This window comes from Geovibrio sp. ADMFC3 (genome assembly GCF_054687035.1).
This window is the reverse complement of the sequence record NZ_BAAFZG010000002.1, coordinates 2,489,377-2,514,764: the sequence shown is the minus strand read 5'-3', so window position 1 is coordinate 2,514,764 and position 25,388 is coordinate 2,489,377. Positions and strand designations below refer to the sequence as shown.

The following is a 25,388-nucleotide window of genomic DNA, read 5'->3' as shown; positions in this document are numbered from 1 at the left end:
TGTAAACATTGGGGAGACGGATGAAGATAATCCTTATTTTTTTTGGTTTCATATCACTTTTTCTTGGCATTATAGGTGTTTTTCTGCCTGTAATGCCCACAACGCCGTTCATTCTGCTTGCGGCGGCGTGCTTTGCCCGCAGCTCGGATAAATTTCACCAAATGCTCTTAAATAACAAATATTTCGGCGATATAGTAAGAAACTATGAAAAAGGGCTGGGCATAAGCCGCAGAATTAAAATGCGTGCCCTTTTCCTTCTGTGGTTTTCGCTGATATTTTCATCAGTAATATCAGGCAGCGCCGCTGTATTTATGATTCTCACCGCCGTGGGCGCAGGCGTCAGCTTCTACCTTCTCCGCCTGCCCACTCTGCATGACTAGCCTCGCCTTGTGCGGAGCAGGTCCTTTATTCTGTCAAAATCGCTTTCTTCCCTCTCCTCTTCCTTTTCCAGACAGAAATCTGAAAGAGCAGGATTATCCTGCACAAAAACAGGGACATGAACCCTTGCCGCATAGGATGCAACTTCGGTGTTCACCTCTGTATCTCCGGTAAGTGCAAATATGAAATAATATGAGGAATCCACATCGCTTTCCTCTATCCATCTCTCTTCATATTTTATGCGTCCGAACTTTTTGAAAAGCTTGATGTTTTCAGTGCATGACGGAGAAATAACCACAATCTCCGGATCATGACCAAGGAGCGAAACAAGAAGAGCCTCCGCTTCTGCCCCTCCTCCTGCCACAAGGATTTTTTTATCGGTAAGATTAAAAATAAACGGAACCACTCATCAACCTCCGGTTTATCGTCAGAACATATTATTGTTTTTTACCATACACCTTTCTGCCAGAACACTGAGCGCTCTGTCAGCTATGATATATTCGGAGAAATCAGGCTTAATCTTTAGCGCCATATGAAGTAAATTGCGCACTGGCTCGCTGGCTGTCTCCCCGTGGAAAGGGATTCCGGCGTAGAGAAACTCCTCGCTTATGCTGATCGGATGATAAAGCCATTTTTCTCCGCTGAAGCGAAACTTTGAACAGGCAAGCCGTTTGCCGCCACGCACAACTGATTCATAATCACTAAGCCCCAGACCGGAAAAAATGCCCGATTCCGTGCCGCTTTCAAAGCTGAACCTGGTGCCCATCATAGAAAAGCCCGTGCCGAAAGCAACAATTGGAGTTTTACCGAAAAGTTCACGCAGCTTCTTATCAAAGCCCCTCTTTTCCAGAAACAAAAGATCGCTTTTCGGGTTTTCGCTGGAAGGAACAATAATTATTCCGCAGTTATCAGCCTCATGAGGTTCATATATCAGAGAGGTGCTGAAGTCCATTGACATAAGAAAAGGCACAGCATCGTTGCAGTCTGCCATTGAAGGAAGGTTAATAACACCTGTTTTCAGACCGTCGGAGTTTCCGAAAATGCACAGATCAGGCAAAATCTCCGCCTCAGGCATATTGTCAGGAACTGATGCAATCACAGGCAGAGGGGGTTTGGAAAGAAAGCTCCAGTTTTTCTCCGACAGCAAAGCGCCTTTCATAATAGCTTTAAGCTCGTTTGAGGCTTCATCCCACACTGTTTTTACAGCCGCACTACCGCCGCAAAGAAAAATACCGCCGCATATCATTCCCGCAAGCTCTTCACCCCATTCTCCGCAGTCGGCATCCAGAACAAGAGCAATACGGTCATACTCCGCACTTCCTGCTATATCTTCCAGACGGCATACCGCCTCTTCATAGCTATCCGAATCGGGTATTGTACCCGCTTTTATACGCAGCGACATAAGGTGAGACGCATTAACACCGCAGGCAAGGGATAACATAAAAGCATCTGCGGGAACCCCTGTTCCGCAAAGAGAATGGGACATTCTGGGTGAAAAAGGAACAGGGACAAACGGAAAAATACTCTCCCCGCCGACAGTCAGTCTTCTGAGAACGGCTGTCAGGGGAACAAGCCCGCTCTCATCACATATGAGAAAAGTAAAACCCTTATAAACCAATGGAACACTCCTGTAAGATGAATATAATTTAAAACATAATCCGTAAAAGAACAAACCATATTGCCCGTATATCCTCTTTCTGATAAATTCAGATCATGGAAAATTCATCTGTTATTATAATATTTCTTCTCGGATTCGCAGCAGGCGCAGGCGTATGTGCTGTTTTTTTCAGTCTCCTTGCCCGTAGGCAGGCTGGGCTGAAGCTTGAAGCGGAAAAAACTGTGGCAGGGATTGCCGAACAACTCAAGCTGAGTTTTTCCGGTCTTTCCCTTGAAGCTCTTTCAAAGACCACCGCAGAGCTTATGAAGCATATCGAAAGCGAACGCAAGGCGGGCGCAGCACAGCTTGACGGCAAAAAAGCCCTGATAGACGCACAGCTCGATAAAATGACCAAGGAACTCACCGAGGTTGAAAAGCTTGTTAAAGAGTTTGAAAAAGACCGTGAATCAAAGTTTTCGGCCCTTTCCGAACAGATACGGCACACCTCCAGAAACGCCGAAGAGCTTTTCAGAGTCACCTCATCCCTCAAAGAGGCTCTTTCCTCCACAGGCAGAAGGGGGCGCTGGGGTGAGCGCATGGCAGAAGATATCCTCAAAGCTGCCGGATTCATGGAGAATGTCAACTACTACAGGCAGAAAACCCTGAAAACCTCAGGAAGCAGACCGGACTATACCTTCATAATGCCTAACGGCGCCATTCTTAATATGGATGTCAAGTTTCCTCTGGAAAACTATCTGAAATATTTAGAGGAAACAGAAGAAGCAGCGGCAAAGGCAAGAACAAACGCCTTCTCCAAGGACGTCAAGGAACGTATTAAGGAAGTCTCAGGGAGGGACTATATCGACCCTGCCGAAAACACCCTGGATTTTGCCATGCTTTTCATACCCAATGAGCAGATTTTCGGGTTTATGATGGAAAAATGCCCCGATGTTCTGGATTTTGCCTTCGAGAAAAAGGTCGCCCTGACCTCTCCGGTATCTCTTTTTTCAGTGCTTGCAGTAATCAGACAGGCAGCAGAAAACTTCCGTCTGGAGCAGACATCATCGGAAATTCTCACAATCATGGGCACTTTCCGCAAACAGTGGGATCTTTTTACTGGTAAAATGGACACTCTGGGCAAAAGGATTGAAGACACCGCCAAGGAGTATGAGTTATTAAGCGGAACCCGCCGCAGAATGCTGGATAAACCCCTTGAAAAACTTGATTCTCTGGGGCTTGAAAATATCAAAACAGACGACACGGAAGAATAAGCCTAAACAGCCGGGGCATTTAATGCCCCTACATGCGCTGTATCATCCCCATGTAATCTTTCCGCCGTTAAAACCAATTACAGCCATAACCGGCAGGTTTAAAAACAAGAGACCGTTATAAAGATTCGCCACGCCTGTTCCTGCGGACGATATACCCGGTTCGCTGAATCTAAGCCACATTTCAGCAGCACACATCAAAAACAGAAGGACAGAAAAAGATATCTTCGTTATAAAAACGTTGGATGTTGCATAATGGTAGTTTACCCACCAGCTGAAAAAACCGGAAGCAATAGTGGGGATAAGAGCAACACCGCCAGCCGCCATGCAGTGAAAGGCGGTGGTTTCAAAGCTTGGTTCTCCGGTAATCAGAAACAATGCCTGCATAAAAACGGCAAAGCTTAAAAGCCCCATTGGAAAATGTATAAACATCGGATGCGGATGGAGCTTCCGGTAAAGTTCTCTCAGCATATCTTTTCTGGCTTCCGCTGCTGACGGCACCTGAGGGACGGATTCTGTCAGTGCGTCCACAGGTGTAATGCGGGAAAAAACCTCATCCGTATGAGGTGCTTTTTCCAGATCGTCCGTCAGGTCTCTGCCTGCGAAGTGTCTTTTAACATGCTGTCCGTTTTTCCACAGCCTGCTGTCCGTAACATCGTAAACCTGCCCCTTGTAGCCTATGTAAGCTCGTCGTCCTTCTTTTCCGTCAAACTTGCTCAGTTCTTCCCTATCCAAAGCCAGTACCTCCAAAAACGGGATTATAGACCTTTACCTCAGATTTACCTTACGGCAATTATCATTTATTTTATAAAAAAATATACCAGAATGCCATGCCAAGTTCCACCGCAATCGGTCTGCTTGACAAAAACATCCCCAGCGTCTAAATTTTATTGAACACACAGCGGAGTCGCAATGAAAAAAATCAGTATTGACAATGCAGAAGGTCAGGTTCTTGCATATGACATCACAGAAGTAAGTCTGGAAAAGAAAATTAAAAACAGGGCATTCAAACGGGGACATGTCATATGTGCGAATGACATAGAGTACATGAAAAATCTCGGACGCAGAAATATTTTTGTAATGGACGGTCAGGATACGGATGTCCATGAAGATGATGCAGCAAGGATGACAGCACCTCTTGCAGCAGGAGAAAACATCACGTACGACAAGGAAACCAGCGAAGGCAAAGTATCCTTTTACGCCGAAACAGACGGAATTTTCCATGTTGATAAAGAAAAACTGCTCGCAGTAAACAGCCTCGAAATTCCTTCTATGCCCACACTGCATGACGGTTTCCCTGTTAAAAAAGGGGCACAGGTTGCAGCCTTCAGAATAATACCGCTTGTCTGCAGCGAAGAGCTGATGAACTCGGTTAAGCAGATCCTAGACAAACCTATACTCAGTGTAAATCCATATAAAATAAAGACTGCCTGCATCCTTGTTACAGGTAACGAAGTCTACGAAGGGCGCATAAAAGAAGGCTTTATCCCGAAACTTTCAGCAAAGCTGAAAGCACTCGGAGTTGAAGTGACAGCAACGGCAATAGCCCCTGATGACAGAGAACACATAACCCGTGAACTAAAAACTATGCTGGAAAAGGCAGATTTAGTTCTGACAACAGGCGGAACAAGCGTTGACCCTGATGATGTCACCACAGACGCCATCAAAGACGCAGGAGTGGAAATTGTATGCAAGGGCAATCCTATTCAGCCCGGCAATAACTGCTCCATAGGCTATATAGGCGAAAAAACTGTGGTATGCGTACCGGCGGCGGCCTTGTTCTTCCACGCCACTGCCCTTGATATATACCTGCCCAGAATACTGGCAAAAGAGAAAATTACCAAAGAATACATAGCAAATTCAGGTCACGGCGGTCTGTGTCATTTCTGTGAGAAATGTCACTTTCCCGTCTGTCCGTTCGGGAGGGGCGGCTTATGATAAGCTGGCAGGAAGCAAAAGCGATTCTCAACAGCCTTACAACAACCTACGGAACAGAAAAAGTCTCAGTGAGAGACAGCTGGGGCAGAACTCTGGCAGAAGACATCACAGTACCGAGAGATTATCCCGATGTACATAAATCCGCTGTGGACGGTTATGCTTTTAAGCACGGACGCAAAACCTACAAACTCACAGGGGAAGTTGCCGCCGGTGATAAAAGCGGTGCATCAGTTAAAGATGATGAAACAATCTTTGTAATGACAGGCGGAACTGTTCCCTACGGTGCAGACACTGTAGCAAGAGTTGAGGACTGCGAAGATAATGACGGCATGATCACCATTCCTGAAAGTGTCGGTGCAGGTGACTCTGTAAACCTTTCAGGTGAAGAGGCTAAAAAAGGTGAACACGTTATCAGCAAAGGTGTTGTTATAGACAAGGGGCTCTACCCTGCTCTGTTTTATCTGGGCAAATCAGAAGTCGAAGTCTATAAAAAACCCCGTGTTGCGGCTTTTGTAACCGGAGACGAAATACTTGAAGTTGAAGAAAAATTCGCAGAAGGAATGGTGTTTGACACCAACAGACGTATTCTGGAGAGTTGCCTTAACTCTTTGGGAATTAAGCCTGATTTCTTCGGTCCCATAGGCGATACAGAGGCGGAAGTTGCAAACGCTTTCAAAGAGATGTGCAAAGACCATGACATTATCATCTCCTCCGGCGGAGTGTCTATGGGCAAATATGACTTTGTAAAAAAAGTCTTTAAAGAGCATGACTTTGAACTCTTTATCGAAAAAACCTGCATCAAGCCCGGCAGTCCGCTTATGGTTGCAAAAAGAGACAATAAACTTTTTCTGGGCATGCCCGGATATCCGGCTGCTTTTCTCACAAACTTTGTTTTTTATGCAGTTCCTCTTTTCCGTAAGGCGCTTGGAATCATAGACTTTGAAAACAAGGTTCATAAAGCTATTCTTAAAACAGAAATGAAGGCCAGAAAAGGCCGCATGGATCTGGACAGAGCTGTCGTAACGGTGGAGAACGGCCGCTACACAGCAGCGGATCCCGGTTCACAGCTTACATCTCATTTTATCAACTTCGCACAGGTAAACGCACTTGTGCTGATTGATGAAAACACAGGCTCGCTTCCGGCAGGAACAGAAGCCGATACTATAATAATTCCCTGATATTTAAACCGCCTCATTACGGGGCGGTTTTTTTTATTTTTATAAAACAACAAAGACTTATTGTTATTTTTACGGTAAAATTAAAAATAAATAATTTGAATAACAGGGCGGGAAGTATGAGATGATAAGCGGATATGACCTTATTCTGGATGCTGATTACAATATCCTGAGTATTTCCGCAGAATATGCAGAAAAACTGCAATACAGCGGTAATAGTGATCAGGCAAAATCTTTCCTTGAACTCCTCAAACCCGAATATAGAAGTAGAGCTGCAGCAGCACTTAAAAACTGCGAAAAAGATTTCTGTTTTATTCCTACAGAAAGGAACAAGTGGATATTCACAGAAATAAACCCCGCACCCCTGCCAGCAGGAAGAACAGGAATAAAAATAAAGAATCTGAACCTGCTCTCCGATGGCGGCAGCTCATTCAGCAGCTTTGCCGAATTCATTGAAAACATGTTCGATATATACTATACATCAGATATTTATGGCAATATAACCGCAGTTTCCCCTTCTATTTTTATATATTCCGGCTTCACACCGGAGGAGTTGATCGGAAAAAATCTGGGCAATGACCTTTATGTAAACCCTGAATTAAGAATTAAGTTTAAAGAGCTTATGGGCACACAAGGCAGAGTCACTGCCTTTGACGCACCGCTTTACAGAAAAGACGGGAGCATATGGTGGGTATCCACATCGGCACATTTCATCAAAAACAGCTACGGAACGGTTATCGGAGTTGAGGGAATCGCCCGTGACATCACAGACTATAAGGAAGGTCAGGAAAAACTGGTAAAAGGTATCGAAACAAGGTACAAGGCACTCTTTGAGTCCGCAACTGATTCCATTTTCATCTTTGATCTGAGAACAAAAAGCATAGTCGATGCCAATGCAGCAGCCAGAAAAATGACAGGTTATAGTCTGGACGAGCTTCGGGAGTTAATGCCTGAACAGCTCCATCCAAGATATGAGTACGAAAAAATCAAGGATTACATAGTCCGCAAGCGTGAAGGATTCGGGTTGAAAGAAACTGTACGCCTGGATTTCATGACCAAGCAGGGCGATATAGTTCCGGCAGAAATTACCGCTTCGGTTATAACTGAAGACAACAGAAAGTTTTCAATTGATGTCGCCCGGGATATTTCGCAAAGACTCGCCACCGAAAAAAAACAGCGTGAACAGGAACAAATGCTTATCCATCAGTCAAAAATGGCTGCCATGGGTGAGATGATCTCAAATATAGCACACCAATGGCGGCAGCCCTTAAGCAAGATAACCGGCATCCTCACAAATCTTGAAATGGGCACTCTTCAGGGTTTCATTGATAAAAAAGAAGCTGAAACACTTATCCATGAAGCTTTCTCCACCCTCAAGTTTATGTCACGCACCATTGATGATTTTAAAAATTTCTTCAGCCCTTCAAAACCGGTTGAGGAATTTTGTATAAACGCCGCCCTTAAAGAAGTTATTTCAATTATTGAACCAAATCTCCGTTTTCACGGGATACGTGTGCTAATGAAGGTTCAGGAAAATATATGTCTTAAAACATACAGGAATGAGTTCTGTCAGGTTCTGCTGAACATTATCCAGAATGCCAAAGATGTGCTTTCCATCCGCCGGATAACGGATCCTAAAATAGAAATACGGATTACGGCGGGCAGAGAAAAAACAGTGATCCGCATATCAGACAACGGTGGCGGAATAGACCACAACGCCATGGAACGGATATTCGAGCCATACTTTACCACCAGACCAGACGGACAAGGGATAGGACTTTATATGTCCAAGATAATAATAGAAAAGAATATTAAAGGAACAATTACAGCGAAAAACACCTTTGAAGGCGCTGAATTCACCATTGTGATATAGAAAAACCTCCTTAAAAAGGAGGGTTAAAATCTTCTATTTATTGCTTTAGTTCAGACCGCCCCATCCATGGGGCTGTATATACAATGCTAAACACCTTATAAGTCAGCTATTTTGAGGACGATTTTACCGAAATGCCTGTCTGTATTATCAGTTAAAACCGCACATCCTGTCGGTTTTAACCACACGCTCGCACCCTGCAAAGCAGGGCTTCGCTACGCACGGCGCAGCCCCATCCATGGGGCTGTATGTATAACGCTAAGCACCTTATAAGTCAGCTATTTTAAGGACGATTTTACCGAAATGCTTGTCCTCTTCCATGGTTTTATGTGCTTCCACAATATCTTCTATGGGGAAAACCTTATAGATGATGGGAACGATGCTACCGTCGGCGAACTTGGGAAGAGCCCTTCTTGTGAATTCCTTCACTATATCACCCTTCTCCCATACCGGTCTGGAGCGGAGGACTGAACCTATGATCTGCTGACGCTTAACCATCATAAGAGCAAGGTTCAGTTCAGCCTTGATGCCGCTGGTAACGCCGATTATAACCAGCCTGCCTGCATAGGCGAGTGAATTCATATTGGGAGAAAGATACTTTGCCCCAACATGATCGAGGATAAGATTAACGCCCTTTTTATTCGTAAACTCCTTTACCATATCTGAAAAATCAGACACTTCACGGAAATTTACCGTGAGAGATGCACCGAGTTCTTTAACCTTTGCCTCTTTATCAGGAGCAACAGTTACTATGTATTTTGAATTGGGAGTAAGCGCATTGGAAAGCTGAATCGCAGCAGTATTCACACCGCCTCCGCCTCCGTGAAAAATTGCGGTTTCACCATCCTGAAACCCGCCTATCATAAATACATTAAGAAAAGCGGTAATGTATGATTCGCAGACGCAAGCAGCCTGCTCATAGCTCATGTTATCAGGAATAGGCATAAGGTGTTCGGCATAAGCAACGGCATATTCGGCGTAACCGCCTCCGCCCACAAGGGTCATTACCCTGTCTCCAACCTTCCAGCTAGTGACCTGAGAACCGAGCTGTTCTATAACACCGGCAACTTCAAGTCCGAGAATTTCAGAATCTCCGGGAGGAGGCGGGTACTTGCCTTCTCTCTGTACAAGATCAGGTCTGTTTATCGAAGTGGCAGCCACCTTTATCAACACCTCGTTCTCTTTCGGAACAGGTTTCTCGGCTTCACCCACCTTAAGAACATCAACTCCGCCAAATCCACTTAAGAGTACGGCTTTCATACTATCTCCTCCAGCAATTATTTAAATTATTGTTTGATTTTTAACATGTAAGGGAAATTTTATAAACAGAAATCTTGTGTGAAAAGTCAGGATTTATTCGGATATGGTGAGGACAAATCTTTTATTAGCGATGCTGTCATCGTTGCCGCTCTGGTCATTATTATCTCTTACCCAGACGCTGATATAATATGAACCGCCGCTGCCGGAGGGCGGAGTCCCTGTGATACTGACATTATCTCCTGAAGTCCATGAGACTTCAGTTTCATTCCGGCAGTCGGAGGAGATTTTTATGTCCAGATTTGCAGATGTAAATTTAAGAACACCGGCGCTCATAAGCCCTGAATCATCCAGACACCATTTGTATTTGCGTCCGTTTGCGGGAACACCTCCGTCAGCAAAAAAATTTGCCCTGTAGGCTCTTGCGGTATATGCAGCGGGAAGCTCGCTGTTAAGAATCCTAAGCCTGTACCCGGCGCACCCGCTCCTTGCCTGAAGCTCACCCAGAGTAACCCATTCGGCAATATCATCATAAGCCTGCTTCTTCACACCGTCAGCAGGATAATCGTCCACTGTGTCTCCCTGAACATAAATACGGACTATTCCTGCTTCATCAGCACCGGTTTGTATATTTGCATTCGCCCCGCCGCTTACTGTTACAAAAGCGATATTGCGGACAACTGAGTAATCTGTGCAGCCGGCATCACGGCATTTTCTTAGTTCCAGTTTTGAGGTTCTTCTTCGGCAAACGGCTTCTGCACTGCCTGATTCCTCTGTCAATGTATCATCATAAATATATGCCACTGCCCGTCCGCCGAAGTCGGATGAATAGGAAACAGCCGGAGCGAAACCTTCCTTTTCCGGCAGTGTTCCATTCAGGGCACTGTGGGAAAAAAGGGAATTTTTTGCGGAAACCAGTCTTGCAGAATCAGTTTCTGCTGATTTCTTTTTAACTGCGAGCGCAAGAAGACTGCTCCCCGAAGCAAGGGCAAAACCTATAATTACCAAAACTATCGCAAGCTCAATCAGCGTGAAGCCTTTTGTTTCTGAACGCATTGAAAACCAGTATCCCGTAACGTTAATTGACTGATAATGTTTAATTTTATAATAATTCTTATTTCCTGTCATCCACTATGAGGCTCACATGAATGCCGACCATTTTTCAGCCAGAGGTTTTTCGCTTATAGAGCTGGTTTTCGTCCTTGCGGTTATAGGAGCATTGTCATCCTTTGGCTACGCAATGATAAACAGCGCACGGCATTTTGAAGCGGAAAGAAAAACCGAAGCAGTTATCAGTGAGATTCTTCTTAAAACATCAGCACAGGCGGCATCAGGCAGCATTATCCCCCCTGCATCCTTTTTTGCTGACACAACGGATGGTTACGGCAGGAATCTAAAGATAGTCACCGCTGATTCAGCAGATATCTGCTCAAACATTGAAGGCATACCGCTTATACTGTGTAAGAATGAAGACTGCTCGGACAGTGAAATATTAACCAATGCGGCAGTTGTTGCAATAAGTGCCGGACAGGACGGAGTATTTTCCCTGTCTGCTGATTTGACATCAGTAAGGTTTTTCCCCGGTTCCAATGATGACAAAGCCGCATGGACATCTGTTAATGAGGTAATTAATTATGCAGGGTGCGGCAGCCCGCTGAAAATTATAACCGAGAACATTCCTCCGGTGAACGGCGGAAGCATGTACACAGCAGAAATCCATTCCCTGCCTCCTGCGGAGAAATGGTGTGCCGAAGCTGATCAGGAAACTTCAGCAATACTCAATATAAGCACAAGCTGCTCCGCTGAATCTGATTTCACGGAGTCGCCATCATTTATCATCTCATCTTTTGCACAGAACATAAGCTCGCCGTCAGTCAGAGAAATCAAGGTTCATGCACTCAGGAGGGACAGACGGACAACCGCCGTTTTTGCAGTACCATTCAACCCTGAAGCTATAATAGAGGAAACAGCAGAAGCCTCCAAAATGAACATTAACGATGTGATTGTGCTTACCAAATCGGGCGGAATAGGCGAAAATATCAGTCTGGAAACCAACGATGACGATGAAGTTACAAGCTTTCAGGTCAACTCGACACTCAGTTCCGAATCAGAATGTGTATGGTACGGATTGGAGTTTGCTGTAAATGGCATTATAAGCTTCTACTACGAGGTACGGACGCTCTATACTGACAATGATCCCCACAGCCTCGGCTCGTCCTTTCCCGGCTTCGGCATGGCTTTTATTCCTGCCGAATACAAGCCGGAGGATGCAGGCTGCGGTCAGTCCGGCTCCTCAGATCTGGGTTATGGAGGTTTAAGTTTCGGCGGAAGCGGAATTATACTGGAAACGGATCTGTTCCCGAACAGAATTATGGATTACATGCTTGCCCCTTCACCAAACCATATAGCTTTTGTCCCTTGCATTTTCCCCTCAGGCGGCAAAAAGATCTGTCTGGGGAGACACCTTGATACGGCGATTCCATCATGCCCCGATGATCCGGGCTGTGCTTTTCCTGCACCCCGCAAAATCAACTGGCTTGAAGATACAGAATCGCATCCTGTGCGTCTTGAAATTCATCCCGGCTACTCAGAGGGTTCCTGTACATCAAAGTCCGCAGATGGGAATTATATGCTTATGAAGCTCTGGGTTGACTGTGAGAACTGCTCGGACACCACTAAAAGCTACACAAAGGAGCAGCCGTCTGCATTTTACTGCATGGACAATGATGACGAAAGGATGAACAATTTCCGTTTTGGCTTCACTTTCGGTGGAAGAAGTGATGATGCTTTGAGAATTGAAAATTTTCTATTTTACAGTCAATAAACCTGCAAGAAACGTAAAAAATCCCTCTTAATCCCCTTGCACCTGAAAAATACGCAGTATATGATGAAATATTGCGCTCATTTGCGGAGGAATATATGAAAAAAACGCTGCTCCTTGTTTTCCTGCTTTTGTACACTTTTCAGGCTCATGCAGGCATAACTATAACAGAAAAGCTCACGGATGGAGAATCTGTAAGTTATTTCCAGAACGGACTTATCGCCTCTTTTTCTGACGGAAAACTGGACACGCTGATAGATATCAGAAAAAAAATCGTCTACACAGTAGACTATGAAAGTGAAATGGTAATGTTCGGCACATTTGATGACATGAAAGAGATGCAGAAAATGGCTGCCGCACAAATTCTGGACATAACTAAGGACGATTATTACAAAAAGCAGAATGAAGAGATCAAAAAACTCAAAGTTAAGACAGAGCAGAAAGGAAAAGGAATTTATGCGGGCTACCCTTGTGAACGTGTTTTTCTCTCCCTCTCCGGAATGAATATTTCAACAGAACTTTGCTACTCAAAGCAGCTTCTGGATGAAATAGCCAAAGAGGTGGATATCACATCATTTCTGAGTATTGTTAATAACACTCCCCCGTTTTTTATGAATCCGGAAGAGGTTGTGGAAAACGAGGTCTCCTCATACGCTTCCAAAGGGTTCGCTTTATTTGAGAAGAGCCGCCTGCCTGACTTTGGCGGAGGGAATAAAGATGATGTGAGCGAAGTCACTTCCGTAAAAAAAGGAAACATACCTTCAGAAAAATTTCAGCTTCCGTCAGGTCTTAATATGGTGAAGATGAAAGACCTGATGAGCCAGATTATAAACCAGTAAACGCAAAAACGGGCATCCCCTCAGGAATGCCCGTTTTATGTTCTTATATTGCTCTGAAAAGAGACTATTTTCTTTTCAGGGTGATGCCGAAAGTGGCAAGTTCATCAAGCAGGAGCTTTTCAACGACCGCAACTTTTTCCTGTAATTCAGGGCTGAGATCAACACTCCCTTCAAGCGATTTGGGGATTATGCCCAGAAACTTAACACTTTCGGGCACTTTACCGCGCACTTCGCTTATCAGCAACACTTCCTGCAAACCTATCTGATGGGGAGACATCTTGGCGGGAATCCTGTTGAGCCTGATGTCATCAAGCTCGTAGGTACGTATCTCCCCCGGTTCACCGTCAGTGTCCAGAGTGTCTATAATAATTATATGCTCGGCTTCTTCCAGCTTATGAGTGGCAAAAATACCCATCGTACCGCCATCATAGAGTTCCACGTTTTCCGATGCCTCGAAATTATCTTCCATGTGGCGGATCATATGCACTCCGAAACCTTCGTCACCAAGCAAAATGTTTCCTGCGCCGAATACAAGTACGTTCATAACTGCTCCGTATTAATCATTGCGGAATAAACCGCAACTGAAAAAACAGGGCAGGTGAACCCGCCTGCCCTGTTTTATTTGTATTATCTAACTTTTATGCTGGTAAGTTCTTTTCCTTCAGGGTCAACAGAATGAACTGCGCACGCAATGCAGGGGTCGAATGAGTGAATAGTCCTGATAACTTCAAGGGGCTGATGAGCATCAGCAACAGGGTTACCAACAAGGCTTGCCTCATAGGGTCCGGCCTGTCCTTTTTCATCTCTGGGACCTGCGTTCCATGTTGAAGGAACAACCGCCTGATAGTTGGCGATTTTCTTATCTTTAATCACTATCCAGTGTGAAAGTGTTCCTCTGGGAGCCTCGTGGAAGCCAACGCCTCTGTATTCACCCATAGGCATTTCAACGTGGTTAGCATATGCTGTTTCACCTTTTGCAAGGTTGTCTATGAGCATATCAAGATATTTAAGTGACTTTTCAGCCATTATTACTGAGCGTATAGCTCTTGTAACATGTCTTCCCATAGTTGACTCAAGATCGCCTAGGCTGATGCCAAGGGTCTTAATTGTTGAGTTAACAAGGTCAACAACTTCTTTATCTTTATTATAGTATGATGTAAGGATCTGCGCAATAGGTCCGACCTGAACAGGAAGATCTGACAATCTCGGAGCTTTTGACCATGAGTATTTACCGTTTTCATCGAAATCAGTGTAATGAGGTTCATCTCCGCCATCAAAAGGATTTCTGGGTTTGTCGTCTTTATACCATGCACGGGCAACAGACTCTGTAGTATTTTCAAGCAGGTAAGAGTCTTTGTGATCTTTCATCACTCTCATTTTACTGAAATCACTGTTGAAGACTATACCGCCGTTCATGTCAAACTGAGTCATTTTTTCATCGACAGGGAATTCGGGTACAGCAAGGTAGTTGTTAACGCCTTTACCGTATTTAAACCAGTCTTTGTACATGGAACCGATTGCAACAACATCAGGGTAGAGAACTTTTTTAACGAAGTCTCTTGTTTCAACCATAAGCGCACGAAGCTGGGCAAACCTTTCCATATTAAGTGCAGCCATACCGTCAGGGTTGATAGCAGTAGCAACGCCACCGAGGCAGAGATTCTGGATATGCGGGTCTTTACCGCCGAGGATAGCAACAACCTGAGAAGCTTTGCGCTGGTAGTCAAGTGCTTTGAGGTAGTGAGCCACAGCCAGAAGGTTTACTTCGGGGCTGAGTTTCATTGCGGGGTGTCCCCAGTATCCTGAGCCGAAGATTCCCAGTTTACCTGTTGCTACGAAGCTTTTAAGTTTTTCCTTAACAGCAGCAAATTCAGTTACACTGTTTCCGGGCCAGTCAGAAAGGCTCTGAGCGATCGCAGCTGTTTTCTTAGGATCTGCAGAAAGAGCAGAAACTATATCAACCCAGTCAAGAGCTGAAAGGTGATAGAAATGCACAATATGATCCTGTACAGAGTGCTGTGCAATCATCATGTTTCTTATAAGCTGACCGTTAACAGGAACATCAACATTCATAGCCGCCTCAAGTGAGCGGATTGAGCTTATTGCGTGAACAGTTGTGCAAACGCCGCAGAATCTCTGAGAAAAAACCCATGCGTCTCTGGGGTCACGTCCCTGAAGAATTTTTTCGATTCCTCTCCACATCTGTGCAGAGGACCATGCCTTAGTAACTTTTCCGCCGTCAACCTCTACATCAATTCTGAGGTGTCCTTCTATACGGGTAATAGGGTCAATCGTTATTCTTTTTCCCATTATTTAATCTCCTGAAAAATTTAAGCGCTCTTTTTGTGCCCTTCAAGGTTGGGCATGATCGGGAACATTTTTACCAGCACCATGTAGCCGAGAATTTCAAAAGCCACGAGACCGAGGGTGATGAAAAACTCAGGCAGTGAGGGGAAGTAAGCCCATCCCTTATCGGGGTTGAAGCCGATGATGTAAACACTGAACCTGTACCATGAACCGCCCACACAGAGCATTACAGCGGAAACAAAAACCCATCTGGGTGACATTCTGAAATGTTTCCATGTCAGCATGTAAGCACCGCCTGCTATGAGCAGGGTTTCGGCAAGGAACATCTTGGAATAGTAGTCCCCTGAAAATGCTGTTGAAAGATGACCTCTGTAGTAGAGATCTGCAAAGCGAATTATGAGCCATGCAGCAGTAAGGTAGGGGATAACTTTGGCGATTATCCTTACTTCTTTCTCAAAGGGTCTTCCGAACGCAACAGACGAAAGGGTAGACTCGAAAATAATTACAGAATAGCCTATGTACATGGCGTTAATGAGGAAAAGGATCGGGAGGAAGCCCGTCTGCCATATAGGGTTCAGCTTAGAACCTGCAATTATCATCATAGAGCCCAGCGAAGACTGGTGCATTGTGGGAAGAGTAATACCCAGAATGATGAAGAAAATAAGCACCTTATCAAGTTTCGGGTATATTTTTCTGGCAAACTCTTTCAGTTTCGGAAAACGTGGATTTGTGGAATGAACAAATCTTTCCAGAATTGCAGGAAGAAGTTCAATCGCAAGAACCACGTTATAAGCCATGACGCAGACTGCAACCTCGAACATTACCGAGTTTACCTGCCAGCGTGAAGGTATGAAAAAGCTGTAAGCGTTCCAGTACCTTCCAAGGTCAACCATAACGGAGAAGCCTGCAAGGGCATAACCGAAAAGAGAGGTAACAATCGCAGAACGGATAAGGGGGTGGTATTTCCAGCCGTTCATAATATAGATCACGATCGCAAGAGCATAACCGCCGCAGGCAAGAGCCGTACCGGTGGCAACGTCGTAAGCAATCCAGATACCCCATGGGAAACCGTCCGAAAGGTTACTCACCGCACCGATACCCATTACATAACGGAGACCAATGCAGTAAAAGCCGATTACCGTAAACGTGAGAAGCACCCAAAACGAAGGGGTGAGAATCTTCTCACGGTGCAGAGCCATATATTCATTACTTTTCGGAACCATCTTTACCCTCATGTTTGGCATCGTGTCCATGACCGTGACCATGGTTTTTGCGGTTTTTAAGAGCTACGAAAGCAAGGAAACCGTAAAGAGCCACAGGCGCTACGAAGCCTTTGTAAATCGTGTGCTGAATGTTCTCGGAGAAAGCAGCGTTTGAGTCAAACTCAAGCTCTCTGAAACCGAGGTTGTCGAAGCTTTCGCCGGCAATATAGATAACGTTTGTTCCGCCGACTTCAAACTCGCCGTAAATTTCCTTCTGATATTTTTCAGGATGCTCTGCGAGTCTCTTCTTTGCTTCAGCAAGGAGGAATTCTCTCTTACCGTAAATCACCGCTTTAGTGGGGCAAACCTCACAGCATGCGGGAATGCCTTTTTCCTTAAGGTTAGTAAACTTGCAAAGATCGCATTTTACTATCTTAGGGAAAGCCTTGGGCCATTCAAACTTGGGAATGTTGAACGGGCAGGCAACCTGGCAGTAACGGCAGCCGATACATATGTCTTTATCGTAGAAAACGATTCCTCTGTCAGGTTCCTGCTGCATTGCCGCAACCGGGCAGGCAGAAACGCATGAAGGTTTTATGCAGTGCATGCACTGATACTTCACGTAGGAGAAATCGCCCTCTCCGTCTTTATAGAGTTTTATGATGTTTCTTGTTCTGTAGTCGAGGTCTTCGGGAGCATCCCAAAGTCTGTCAGCGTCATTGGGAGCGGGAGCCGCATCCATGTCGTTGACGTTTTTACAACTCGCTACGCATGCTTTACAGCCCACGCAAAGCGTGGCGTCATAAAGCATACCCACGGCATCTTCATGAGCGGCTATGGGAGCAGAAGCTTCCGCCGCAAGCGGAGCGGCAGCAATGCCTGCGCCGCCGAGAGCCGCGAGCTTAATAAACTCACGCCTCGTCTTCTTCATCATTCTCCTCCTTGGGAAGGTTAGCAGCGACCATAGCGCTTGCACCTATAGCAGCACCGCCAATAAGACCGACTATACCTGTAGTGAGCGGGTCAGCGCCCTTGCCTCTGGTTTCAGGATTGGCATTGGGGTAGAAATCAGGAGGAGTGGGGTTATGTACCTGTACCTTGTCGAATATGGAAAGGTGGAACATAACATCGGGCTCAGTACAGCCTATGCAGGGGTGACCCATAGAGACAGGCCATACACCCATATCATTGAATCTCTGAACGGAGCAGTTAGCGAAAGTTGCAGGACCTTTGCAGCCGAGTTTGTAGAGGCAGTAGCCATTTCTGTGACCTTCGTCGTCAAAGTTTTCAGCAAATCTGCCGGCATCGAAATGGGGTCTTCTTTCGCAGTGTTCGTGTATCTTTCTTCCGTATGCAAAAACAGGTCTCTGTTTGTCATCAAGCTCGGGAAGTTTGCCGAGAGTGAGAATATAAAGAACTGTAGCAAGCAGGTTGTAAGGGCTGGGCGGGCAGCCGGGAACATTGATTACAGGTTTGTCCTTTACAAGACTTGCTGCTGAAACCGCCTGTGTGGGGTTGGGGGCAGCTGCCTGAACACCGCCGAATGATGAACAGGTTCCGATATTAATTACCGCAGCGGCGCCTGCTGCAGCTTCAAGGAGAGAATCCTTCGCTGTTTTACCGCCGACTTTGCAGTAGATACCGTTTTCGGCAAGAGGCACTGCGCCTTCAACTATAAGAATGTACTTGCCTTTGTTTGCTTCCATTGAATCATGGAGAGATTTCTCTGCCTGATGTCCGGAGCCCACCATAAGAGTTTCATGGTAGTCAAGGGATATCATATCGAGAATAAGTGCCGCAGGGGTCGGATGGTCAGACCTTAAAAGCGACTCTGAACAACCTGTACACTCCTGAAAATGGAGCCAGATGACGGGCGGACGGTTATCGGACGTTGCCGCATCTGCTATTGCCGTATGCATTGAATAAGGAAGTCCCATCAAAGCCGTAACCCCTACGCTGAATTTCAGCACGTCACGTCTTGAGACATTAGCCCCGAAAAGGCTGTTTCTGCTCATACTACACCTCTATTCTTTAAACCTAACCTAAAAGTTAGCACTGTACAAATTACTAGTGCTTAACAGAATACCCAATAAATGAATTAAAACGCGCTATAGTTGCATACTAATTTTTTTGATGCAAGCCATAGAGTAACCCTATAGCTTCTCAAAATTCTGTTTTAATTTTTTTCCATAGGAAAGCAGGCATAAAAGCAGCCTGCCTGTTTTGAACATTTGATCCCATATTATGAGCAGACTCATGCAAGAGCAGCACCAGTATTCCAGCTAAACAGATCATGTTTCTAAGGGAGTTACGAAATAAATTATGAACAGGAAAACAGAAAATGGATAATAATAATTATCAAGTCCTCTAAGTCATCTGACCAATTTTTGATGCGAACAAAGGTGTGTAAATTTATTGAAGAAAAATTATCAGAACAATTTCTTATAACATGATTTTTTTCGGCTCGGAGATTAAAACATAAGATAATTGTCAATCGATTGTCATATTACGTTCATTTCAGCAAGAGGTTAATAACACGATACCTCTTATCTGTATTACGATACAACCCGACAGAAACACTAGGTTTATAAAATCAACAAATTATTTAATTGAGCCAAGTGCAGCTTCAAGATACTTTACCTGAAGAGCCAGATATTCAAACATGAAGGGATATTCGCACTCCTGACTGCTTTTTGCACACTCTGAAATTTCTCTGGCTTTCTCTGCAATCCGCCTCAGACGCAGGTTACTTGCTGCTCCGTATATGCTGTGAGAAGTTGCTGCTATCTTGTTGAAATCCTTTTCAGTAAACGCATGCTCAAGGTTTTCATACTGTTCTTTGAACTGTTCTATAAAATTGCTCAGAAGTATAATAACGTCTTCTTTTTTGAGCCTCAAACCATCGATAACGTCTGCAATAAGCTCTGTGCCTGCTCCCATCCCCGCTGTGGGATAGGCACGCTTCTGACGCATGGTCTCAAGTCCGTCAGCCGACTCGCTAAGATATTTGTGAAGCAAACCGTGCAGTTCCGCAAAGTCAAGTGGCTTTGGCAAAAATTCATCCATACCGTATTTACGGAAATTTTCATCAACAAAAAGCCCTATATTAGCAGTAAAGGCAGCTATAGGAGTTCTCTCCGCATTGCGGCGTGCCTCAAGCTTTCTTATCTCTGCCACAGCCTCACATCCGCTCATCACAGGCATGTTTTCATCAATGAGAATCAAATCGAACCTATCCTCACTGAATTCTTTTACAGCCTCCCTTCCATCCTTTGCCCAGACATGCTCCAGACCGTAGGAGTCCAGAATAAGCTGCACAAGCTTGGCAGTGGTTTCATTATCATCGGCTATCAGAATCCTGCCCTTAAAGCTTCCGGTAAGTCTTTCCGGCTGCTCTGCTCCCCTTGTTCCGCCGTATCCTTCCGGAAGAAGAAAATCATTCACATCAAGAGAGAAAAAGAACCTGCTCCCTTTTCCTTCATCGCTTTCTACCTCAAGCCTGCCGCCCATCATATCTACAAGGCTGGATGAGATAGCAAGCCCCAAGCCTGTGCCGCCCTGTGGTTTTGTGGAAATATCCGAATTAATATCAACATAAAACCGGAATATCTTCTTCTGGCTGTCCTTAGGAATCCCTATACCGTTATCAGTTATGCTGAAACGTATTTTTTTTTCTTCAGGAAGATAATCAGCCCTCAGTTCCGTCCTGCCACCCTTGGGAGTAAATTTAAGCGCATTGCTTATGAGATTGCACAAGATCTGCTTAAGGCGCAGAGGATCAGACACCATATAAACAGGAATATCCTCATCCCTATGGAGAGTAAGTTCGATATCCTTCTCTCTGGCTTTGGTTTTAAATGTGGAAATCACCGCCTTAAGCTCATACTCAAGCTTAAATGGCATATAGCGTATTTCCATGCGCCCGTTATCTATCTTTGAATAATCGAGGATGTCGTTGATAACAGAAAGAAGGCTTGCACCGTTTTCCCTTACCACTGCAATCAGCTCTTTTTTTTCGGGTGTGGTCTCCATTTGTCCCAATATATCCAGAAAACCAAGCATACCGCCGAGAGGTGTTTTGATCTCATGGCTGATGTTAGTCAGAAAGTCAGACTTTGCCTTTTCGGCGAATACCGCAGTATTCACAGCGTTCTCAAGATCGGTAACGTCATTCAACGTGATCAGCATATAGGGTGTTTCCACAAAATCCAGCTTTGATGCACGCACCTTATAAACACGCACGAGCCCTTTGGGATCACGGAGCTTGCATTTCTCATTTATTATAATATCAACATTATCAAAACAGCCTTGATCCAGATAGCCTTCCTGCGAAATAAACAGTTCACTTATACACTTATGCTGTTTTTTGAAGTCTTCAAGGTTTTCAAATCCGAACAGGTCAAAGAAAGTACGGTTGATTTTAACATCGCCTTCAGCATCAGATCTGAGAACAACTATGCTTTCCTGATTATCCAGTATCACAGTGGTGAGTTCTTTTTCAAAATTCAGCTCGGCAGAGGTGGTACGTACCAGATTGGTAAGGGCTTTCAGTGATCTGTTCGGTTTTCGTCTGCTTCTAATTTCGTGTATTCTGACAGCATCTTTGGATTCGCTTAAGGTCATAAATGTTGTGGTTATGTTAAGCAGTTCATTGCATCGGTTTTTGTGAAAATACTCGCCGTATGTAAAAAAACCCGCAGAGCTTCCCATAGATGCCAAAAGGCGTATTTCGGTTTCCATACCGTAACGGATAAAAAAACGTCTACCTGAACAAGTGTATACAAAAATACATTCCACAGGAACGCCGTTCATGGCGTCATAATTAATATGCGAGCCTGAGTCTGCAAACTCAAGATTACCGAAGCCGAAGCGAACCTTGCACCCTTCTTCAATATCGCCTGCGAAAAGCACTGAACCGTCATCAAACTTTGCCAAAGGGCTTCTGGCGACATCTATGCCTCTGCGGAAGAAGATAAGAGGAAACTCCATCCCCGCATCCGGCAGACTTTCAGCAACTTCATGTCCCAGATACCTGCGGTAGATTTCAACTGCGGGGGTATTGTTAATTGTGTAAACCCTTCCCCTTTCGGAGCGGGTAACAGTCATCATTTCCCCCACGGCTTCCCAGTTGAAAAGATAATCAGTGTGGAGTATCAGCTCCTCACCGCTGAGTGCGGCACAGACAACACCGCAGTCTGCAAGCTCTTTATCAGTAAAAACAAAAGTTTTAGAGTATGAATAATCATCCGCTGCTTTACCACCGGCAATCAAAACATGAGGAGCAGCCTCACCCAGCCGTGTAATCAGAGCCTGTCCATCACTTTTGAGCCCGTCGGAGAAAATAATCAGTCCTTTTGTATCTTCAGTTATAATATTTTTTATTATCTCATCTGCTGCGTGTACCATGTCATTGCCTGAAAAGAAAAAAGATTTTACATGGGAAAATTCAAAATCGGCTATGGAAACAACAACAGAACCTTCGAGTATTTCACCTTCGAGAATTTCACCTGCGCTGGTGCAGCCGATTACACAGGAGTTTTCTATTTCCCCGGCTGCGGCGGCGATGCTCATTATCTGTTTCGTATTCCCGCTTCCGCCAAAAATCTGGACAAGGCGGTTTCCATTTTCATAAAAAGAAATATCTTTAAGCTTTTTATTAAGTTCAACGGCATCGGTACAGCTGAAATTGAAAATCCTCATACTTTCCCCTGAGGCTGTCCGCTTTTTAGTGGCGCACAAGCATAAAATCATTGTAAAAGACTAGTTCTAATGTAACAATACATAGATTATACTGTGTAATAGTCATTAATACTAGGGATCTTGGATGGATTTTATCTTCAATATTATTGCTGTTGACGACAATAAAGTTAACCTGATGCTCATAGAACACCTTGCAGGGGCAATAGGGCACAAGGTTAAAAGCTTCTCAAGCCCCTTGGAAGCTCTGGAATATACCCGAAACAATGAAATAGATGTGGCTCTTGTTGATTACATGATGCCCGGCATGAACGGAATTGAACTTACCAAAACCATAAAAAGCATTCAGCCGGATGTTCCCATTATCATGATAACAGCGGTTAATGACGACAATACAGTGAAAATAGGTGCCTTTGAATCCGGCGCTACGGAATTTCTCACTAAACCCATTGACACCACAGAATTCAAAGCACGCCTGAATAATATTCTCACCATAAGAAAATACAGGAAAATGCTCAGTGAACGGGCGCTTCATCTTCAGTCTGAAGTTGAAAAAGCCACAGAAGTTATCCGTGCCAGAGAGTTTGAGGCGTTAGCCCTTCTCGGACGTGTGGCGGAATACAGAGATGAGGAAACAGGCGAACATATACTCCGTGTCGGCAATTATGCACGGATCATAGCAGAAGGCATGGGATGCGAACCGGATTTCTGTGAGCAGGTACTTCACACCGCACCCCTGCATGATATAGGCAAAATAGCAGTAAGCGATACTATACTGAACAAACCCGGAAAACTTACAGACGAAGAATTTGTAATAATGAAAAAGCACACCGTCTTCGGATGCGACATACTGAAGAACGCTGATTCCCCGTACATCAGAGGAGGGGCGGCAATTGCACGTTACCACCATGAGAAATATGACGGCACAGGCTACCCCGAAGGGCTCAAAGGGGAAGACATACCCCTGGATGCCCGTATAGTTGCTTTGGCTGACGTTTTTGATGCCCTCACGTCAAAGCGCCCTTATAAAAAAGCATGGGCATTTGAGGATGCGGTAGCCTATATATTAGATGCAAAAGGCACACACTTTGACCCCAAAGCGGTTGACTCATTTATGGAAGGCATAGACCGGATAGTTGAAATATACAACAACCATAATCACATATAACACTGCCTATCAACCCAGCCCAGCTAATACTCCGTTTCCGGAGAAAAGCACATCAACCCTCTTTTCCACTTCACTGTCCATTATGAGCGGCGGAGCGTGGTGGGGTTTAATGCGTGCATCTATCACCAATGAACCACTGCACCCGAAATGCTTGCTGACGGTCTCGGCACCTATACCGTAAATATCACTTGCAGGATTAGATCTGGTAAATGTAACCCACAGAAAATTTGACAAATTTCTCGCAGTAAACTCGCTGTCATCAGCAATTATAATAAGCGGAAAACGGTTTATAGGATGCTCTGCATTAAACGAGCGAACAAACGAGTGAATTGCCTCATCCTCCGCACCCCTCGGAGAATCAGCTTTTTTACCTTGAACAACAAGGATTCCGGGCATCGCAACTCTGGGTTCGCTGAACCCCTCCGGAAGACTGAGCCCGCCTTTTATCTCAGCAGACAGTTCACGGACCTTTGCTCCGCAGGCGGCAATAATAACTTTGGAGCCCTCATTAAGCCCGCTGCCGGAATAATCCAGAGTGTCTATTGTTGTCGATGTCTGAAAATGCAGGTCTCTCCGCCAGTCAACCCTTTCAAGCATATGAGCCAAAAAAGCCTCAGCATCATGCACATCAAGTTCTTCGTTGTCATAATAATTTGATATAAAAAGATATTTAGCCAGAGAAAGCTGACCCTGACCAAGCACTGCATTTGCCTGTGTGAGCAGTTCCTTCGGGCGTGGGTTATCTTCGTAGGGGGCATATCTTTCACTGCCCACTGCAAGCAGAAGCGGATGAACACCAGCAGCATCCACAGCATGAACAGCCTTTATCCCCGGCAAAACCTCCGGAATCAGCCCTCCTGTGAGTTCGTGAATAAATTCGCCGAAACTCGTATCCTCCTGCGGGGGTCTGCCCACAGTGGTAAAGGGGTATATTGCTCCGTCTCTGTGGTAAACGGCGTCAACCTTCATCACAGGGAAATCATGCTTCAAACTGTAATAGCCTATGTGATCACCGAATGGACCCTCCGGCTTGGTTTCATTTCCGTAAATGTACCCTGAAATACAGAAATCAGCCTCCGCAGGGACAGGAAGTCCGTTCGGCGTTCTGCCGTAGCTTATCCGTCTTCCGCCTAATACACCTGCAAAAGCAAGCTCCGGCATACCCTCCGGCAGGGGCATTACCGCCGCCACAGTAAGTGCAGGCGCACCCCCTATGAAGATATTCACAGGAAGAGGCTCATCCTTTTGCAGAGCCTCTCTGTGGTGAACTCCTATTCCTCTGTGAATCTGGTAGTGAAGCCCTGCTTCGTTTTCCAAATAGTCATTGCCGGAAATCTGTACTCTGTACATGCCGAGATTAGACGAGCGAAAACCTTTTGAAGAGGGGTTTTCTGTGTAAACAAGGGGAAGAGTAACAAAAGCTCCGCCGTCCATTGGCCATGATACAAGCTGGGGCAGCTCTCTTAAAGAGCATCTGTTTTTCATTACGGCGGGGTTACTTTTCCCGGCGGGGAGCAGCCTGTATGCACCTGCAAAAGCCTTAAATAATGAGGGCAGATCAAGCAGGGCTTCCTTCGGATTTATTTTCATTTTAACCATCGCCTCGATTATCCTGAGGCTGTCCCGGAAAATATATCTCGTCCGCTCCATGGTACCAAAAAGATTTCCCAGCATGGGAAAACGGCTTCCTTTTACATTAGTGAACAAAAGTGCCGGACCGCCGTTTTCATATACTCTTCTCTGAACACACCCTATTTCAAGATGAGGATCAAGCTCAGTGTTTATCCTGACAAGCATTCCTTTCTTTTCAAGGTCTGAAGCGCATTCATTAAGATTTCTGTAACCCATGCCATCACCGTATAATTTTTTAT

Annotated in this window: 20 protein-coding genes; 8 read left to right on the top strand and 12 right to left on the bottom strand. The window is 45.0% G+C overall.

Annotation, left to right across the window (positions count from 1 at the left end):
* Nucleotides 1-20: 20 nt before the first annotated feature.
* Nucleotides 21-380 carry a YbaN family protein gene (locus ACYRYY_RS12285; RefSeq protein ID WP_460215899.1) on the top strand — a complete coding sequence of 120 codons (360 nt, stop codon included), beginning with the start codon at nt 21-23 and terminating at the stop codon, nt 378-380.
* On the opposite strand, the gene ACYRYY_RS12280 is transcribed toward ACYRYY_RS12285, so the two are convergent.
* Together ACYRYY_RS12280 and ACYRYY_RS12275 are read right to left on the bottom strand one after the other, a co-directional pair.
* A complete protein-coding gene (locus ACYRYY_RS12280) occupies nt 377-784 on the bottom strand; it encodes a precorrin-2 dehydrogenase/sirohydrochlorin ferrochelatase family protein (protein WP_460215898.1) in 408 nt (135 codons plus the stop codon). The two genes, ACYRYY_RS12285 and ACYRYY_RS12280, sit on opposite strands and share 4 nt — an antisense overlap.
* 21 nt (nt 785-805) lie before the next feature.
* Nucleotides 806-1,996, bottom strand: a complete 1,191-nt coding sequence (locus ACYRYY_RS12275; RefSeq protein WP_460215897.1) for a type 1 glutamine amidotransferase family protein — start codon at nt 1,994-1,996, stop codon at nt 806-808.
* Nucleotides 1,997-2,091: 95 nt separating this feature from the next.
* Between ACYRYY_RS12275 and ACYRYY_RS12270 the strand changes: the two genes are divergently transcribed.
* Nucleotides 2,092-3,246 (top strand): DNA recombination protein RmuC, encoded by a 1,155-nt coding sequence (locus ACYRYY_RS12270; RefSeq protein WP_460215896.1) that lies wholly within the window; start codon nt 2,092-2,094, stop codon nt 3,244-3,246.
* 42 nt (nt 3,247-3,288) lie between these two features.
* Here the strand turns inward: ACYRYY_RS12270 and ACYRYY_RS12265 are convergent, their stop codons facing one another.
* Nucleotides 3,289-3,978, bottom strand: a complete 690-nt coding sequence (locus ACYRYY_RS12265; RefSeq protein ID WP_460215895.1) for a DUF2231 domain-containing protein — start codon at nt 3,976-3,978, stop codon at nt 3,289-3,291.
* A gap of 177 nt (nt 3,979-4,155) precedes the next feature.
* On the opposite strand from ACYRYY_RS12265, the gene ACYRYY_RS12260 reads away from it, so the two are divergent.
* From ACYRYY_RS12260 to ACYRYY_RS12250, 3 genes are all read left to right on the top strand, one after another.
* The gene (locus tag ACYRYY_RS12260) at nt 4,156-5,181 is read left to right on the top strand and encodes a molybdopterin-binding protein (protein WP_460215894.1); all 1,026 of its coding nucleotides are present in this window, start codon (nt 4,156-4,158) and stop codon (nt 5,179-5,181) included.
* The gene (locus ACYRYY_RS12255) at nt 5,178-6,359 is read left to right on the top strand and encodes a molybdopterin molybdotransferase MoeA (RefSeq protein WP_460215893.1); all 1,182 of its coding nucleotides are present in this window, start codon (nt 5,178-5,180) and stop codon (nt 6,357-6,359) included. Before ACYRYY_RS12260 ends, ACYRYY_RS12255 begins: the two co-directional genes overlap by 4 nt.
* Nucleotides 6,360-6,480: 121 nt before the next feature.
* The gene (locus ACYRYY_RS12250) at nt 6,481-8,229 is read left to right on the top strand and encodes a PAS domain-containing sensor histidine kinase (protein ID WP_460215892.1); all 1,749 of its coding nucleotides are present in this window, start codon (nt 6,481-6,483) and stop codon (nt 8,227-8,229) included.
* Nucleotides 8,230-8,493: 264 nt separating this feature from the next.
* Here ACYRYY_RS12250 and ACYRYY_RS12245 read toward each other — a convergent pair whose 3' ends face one another.
* Nucleotides 8,494-9,486: an NAD(P)H-quinone oxidoreductase gene (locus ACYRYY_RS12245; RefSeq protein WP_460215891.1), complete on the bottom strand. Its 993-nt coding sequence runs from the start codon at nt 9,484-9,486 to the stop codon at nt 8,494-8,496.
* 93 nt (nt 9,487-9,579) lie between these two features.
* Nucleotides 9,580-10,539 carry a type II secretion system protein gene (locus ACYRYY_RS12240; RefSeq protein WP_460215890.1) on the bottom strand — a complete coding sequence of 320 codons (960 nt, stop codon included), beginning with the start codon at nt 10,537-10,539 and terminating at the stop codon, nt 9,580-9,582.
* 88 nt (nt 10,540-10,627) lie between these two features.
* Here ACYRYY_RS12240 and ACYRYY_RS12235 point away from each other — a divergent pair, with 88 nt between their 5' ends.
* Both ACYRYY_RS12235 and ACYRYY_RS12230 read left to right on the top strand, forming a co-directional pair.
* Nucleotides 10,628-12,307, top strand: coding sequence for a type II secretion system protein (locus ACYRYY_RS12235; RefSeq protein WP_460215889.1), 1,680 nt, complete (start codon nt 10,628-10,630; stop codon nt 12,305-12,307).
* Nucleotides 12,308-12,402: 95 nt separating this feature from the next.
* Nucleotides 12,403-13,143, top strand: a complete 741-nt coding sequence (locus ACYRYY_RS12230; protein WP_460215888.1) for a hypothetical protein — start codon at nt 12,403-12,405, stop codon at nt 13,141-13,143.
* Nucleotides 13,144-13,207: 64 nt separating this feature from the next.
* Here ACYRYY_RS12230 and ACYRYY_RS12225 read toward each other — a convergent pair whose 3' ends face one another.
* From ACYRYY_RS12225 to ACYRYY_RS12200, 6 genes are all read right to left on the bottom strand, one after another.
* Complete coding sequence (locus tag ACYRYY_RS12225; RefSeq protein WP_460215887.1) at nt 13,208-13,687, bottom strand: HyaD/HybD family hydrogenase maturation endopeptidase; 480 nt, start codon at nt 13,685-13,687, stop codon at nt 13,208-13,210.
* A gap of 83 nt (nt 13,688-13,770) precedes the next feature.
* A complete protein-coding gene (locus ACYRYY_RS12220) occupies nt 13,771-15,453 on the bottom strand; it encodes a nickel-dependent hydrogenase large subunit (RefSeq protein ID WP_460215886.1) in 1,683 nt (560 codons plus the stop codon).
* 20 nt (nt 15,454-15,473) lie between these two features.
* Nucleotides 15,474-16,673 carry a Ni/Fe-hydrogenase cytochrome b subunit gene (hybB, locus tag ACYRYY_RS12215; protein ID WP_460215885.1) on the bottom strand — a complete coding sequence of 400 codons (1,200 nt, stop codon included), beginning with the start codon at nt 16,671-16,673 and terminating at the stop codon, nt 15,474-15,476.
* Nucleotides 16,657-17,586, bottom strand: coding sequence for a hydrogenase 2 operon protein HybA (hybA, locus tag ACYRYY_RS12210; protein ID WP_460215884.1), 930 nt, complete (start codon nt 17,584-17,586; stop codon nt 16,657-16,659). Before hybA ends, hybB begins: the two co-directional genes overlap by 17 nt.
* Entirely contained in the window at nt 17,564-18,667 is a 1,104-nt protein-coding gene (locus ACYRYY_RS12205; RefSeq protein WP_460215883.1) for a hydrogenase small subunit, read from the bottom strand. The genes hybA and ACYRYY_RS12205 overlap by 23 nt, the downstream gene beginning before the upstream one ends.
* 586 nt (nt 18,668-19,253) lie before the next feature.
* A complete protein-coding gene (locus ACYRYY_RS12200) occupies nt 19,254-22,352 on the bottom strand; it encodes an FIST N-terminal domain-containing protein (protein WP_460215882.1) in 3,099 nt (1,032 codons plus the stop codon).
* A gap of 124 nt (nt 22,353-22,476) precedes the next feature.
* Between ACYRYY_RS12200 and ACYRYY_RS12195 the strand changes: the two genes are divergently transcribed.
* Complete coding sequence (locus tag ACYRYY_RS12195; RefSeq protein WP_460215881.1) at nt 22,477-23,517, top strand: HD domain-containing phosphohydrolase; 1,041 nt, start codon at nt 22,477-22,479, stop codon at nt 23,515-23,517.
* 9 nt (nt 23,518-23,526) lie between these two features.
* Here the strand turns inward: ACYRYY_RS12195 and ACYRYY_RS12190 are convergent, their stop codons facing one another.
* Entirely contained in the window at nt 23,527-25,365 is a 1,839-nt protein-coding gene (locus tag ACYRYY_RS12190; RefSeq protein ID WP_460215880.1) for a UbiD family decarboxylase, read from the bottom strand.
* Nucleotides 25,366-25,388: the final 23 nt, after the last annotated feature.

What these genes read in the sequence shown, in the direction of transcription:
- ACYRYY_RS12285 (WP_460215899.1), top strand. Translation starts at nt 21, where the DNA reads ATGAAGATAATCCTTATTTTTTTTGGTTTCATATCACTTTTTCTTGGC.
- ACYRYY_RS12270 (WP_460215896.1), top strand. Translation starts at nt 2,092, where the DNA reads ATGGAAAATTCATCTGTTATTATAATATTTCTTCTCGGATTCGCAGCA.
- ACYRYY_RS12260 (WP_460215894.1), top strand. Translation starts at nt 4,156, where the DNA reads ATGAAAAAAATCAGTATTGACAATGCAGAAGGTCAGGTTCTTGCATAT.
- ACYRYY_RS12255 (WP_460215893.1), top strand. Translation starts at nt 5,178, where the DNA reads ATGATAAGCTGGCAGGAAGCAAAAGCGATTCTCAACAGCCTTACAACA.
- ACYRYY_RS12250 (WP_460215892.1), top strand. Translation starts at nt 6,481, where the DNA reads ATGATAAGCGGATATGACCTTATTCTGGATGCTGATTACAATATCCTG.
- ACYRYY_RS12245 (WP_460215891.1), bottom strand. Translation starts at nt 9,486, where the DNA reads ATGAAAGCCGTACTCTTAAGTGGATTTGGCGGAGTTGATGTTCTTAAG.
- ACYRYY_RS12240 (WP_460215890.1), bottom strand. Translation starts at nt 10,539, where the DNA reads ATGCGTTCAGAAACAAAAGGCTTCACGCTGATTGAGCTTGCGATAGTT.
- ACYRYY_RS12235 (WP_460215889.1), top strand. Translation starts at nt 10,628, where the DNA reads ATGAATGCCGACCATTTTTCAGCCAGAGGTTTTTCGCTTATAGAGCTG.
- ACYRYY_RS12230 (WP_460215888.1), top strand. Translation starts at nt 12,403, where the DNA reads ATGAAAAAAACGCTGCTCCTTGTTTTCCTGCTTTTGTACACTTTTCAG.
- ACYRYY_RS12225 (WP_460215887.1), bottom strand. Translation starts at nt 13,687, where the DNA reads ATGAACGTACTTGTATTCGGCGCAGGAAACATTTTGCTTGGTGACGAA.
- ACYRYY_RS12220 (WP_460215886.1), bottom strand. Translation starts at nt 15,453, where the DNA reads ATGGGAAAAAGAATAACGATTGACCCTATTACCCGTATAGAAGGACAC.
- hybB (WP_460215885.1), bottom strand. Translation starts at nt 16,673, where the DNA reads ATGGTTCCGAAAAGTAATGAATATATGGCTCTGCACCGTGAGAAGATT.
- hybA (WP_460215884.1), bottom strand. Translation starts at nt 17,586, where the DNA reads ATGATGAAGAAGACGAGGCGTGAGTTTATTAAGCTCGCGGCTCTCGGC.
- ACYRYY_RS12205 (WP_460215883.1), bottom strand. Translation starts at nt 18,667, where the DNA reads ATGAGCAGAAACAGCCTTTTCGGGGCTAATGTCTCAAGACGTGACGTG.
- ACYRYY_RS12200 (WP_460215882.1), bottom strand. Translation starts at nt 22,352, where the DNA reads ATGAGGATTTTCAATTTCAGCTGTACCGATGCCGTTGAACTTAATAAA.
- ACYRYY_RS12195 (WP_460215881.1), top strand. Translation starts at nt 22,477, where the DNA reads ATGGATTTTATCTTCAATATTATTGCTGTTGACGACAATAAAGTTAAC.
- ACYRYY_RS12190 (WP_460215880.1), bottom strand. Translation starts at nt 25,365, where the DNA reads ATGGGTTACAGAAATCTTAATGAATGCGCTTCAGACCTTGAAAAGAAA.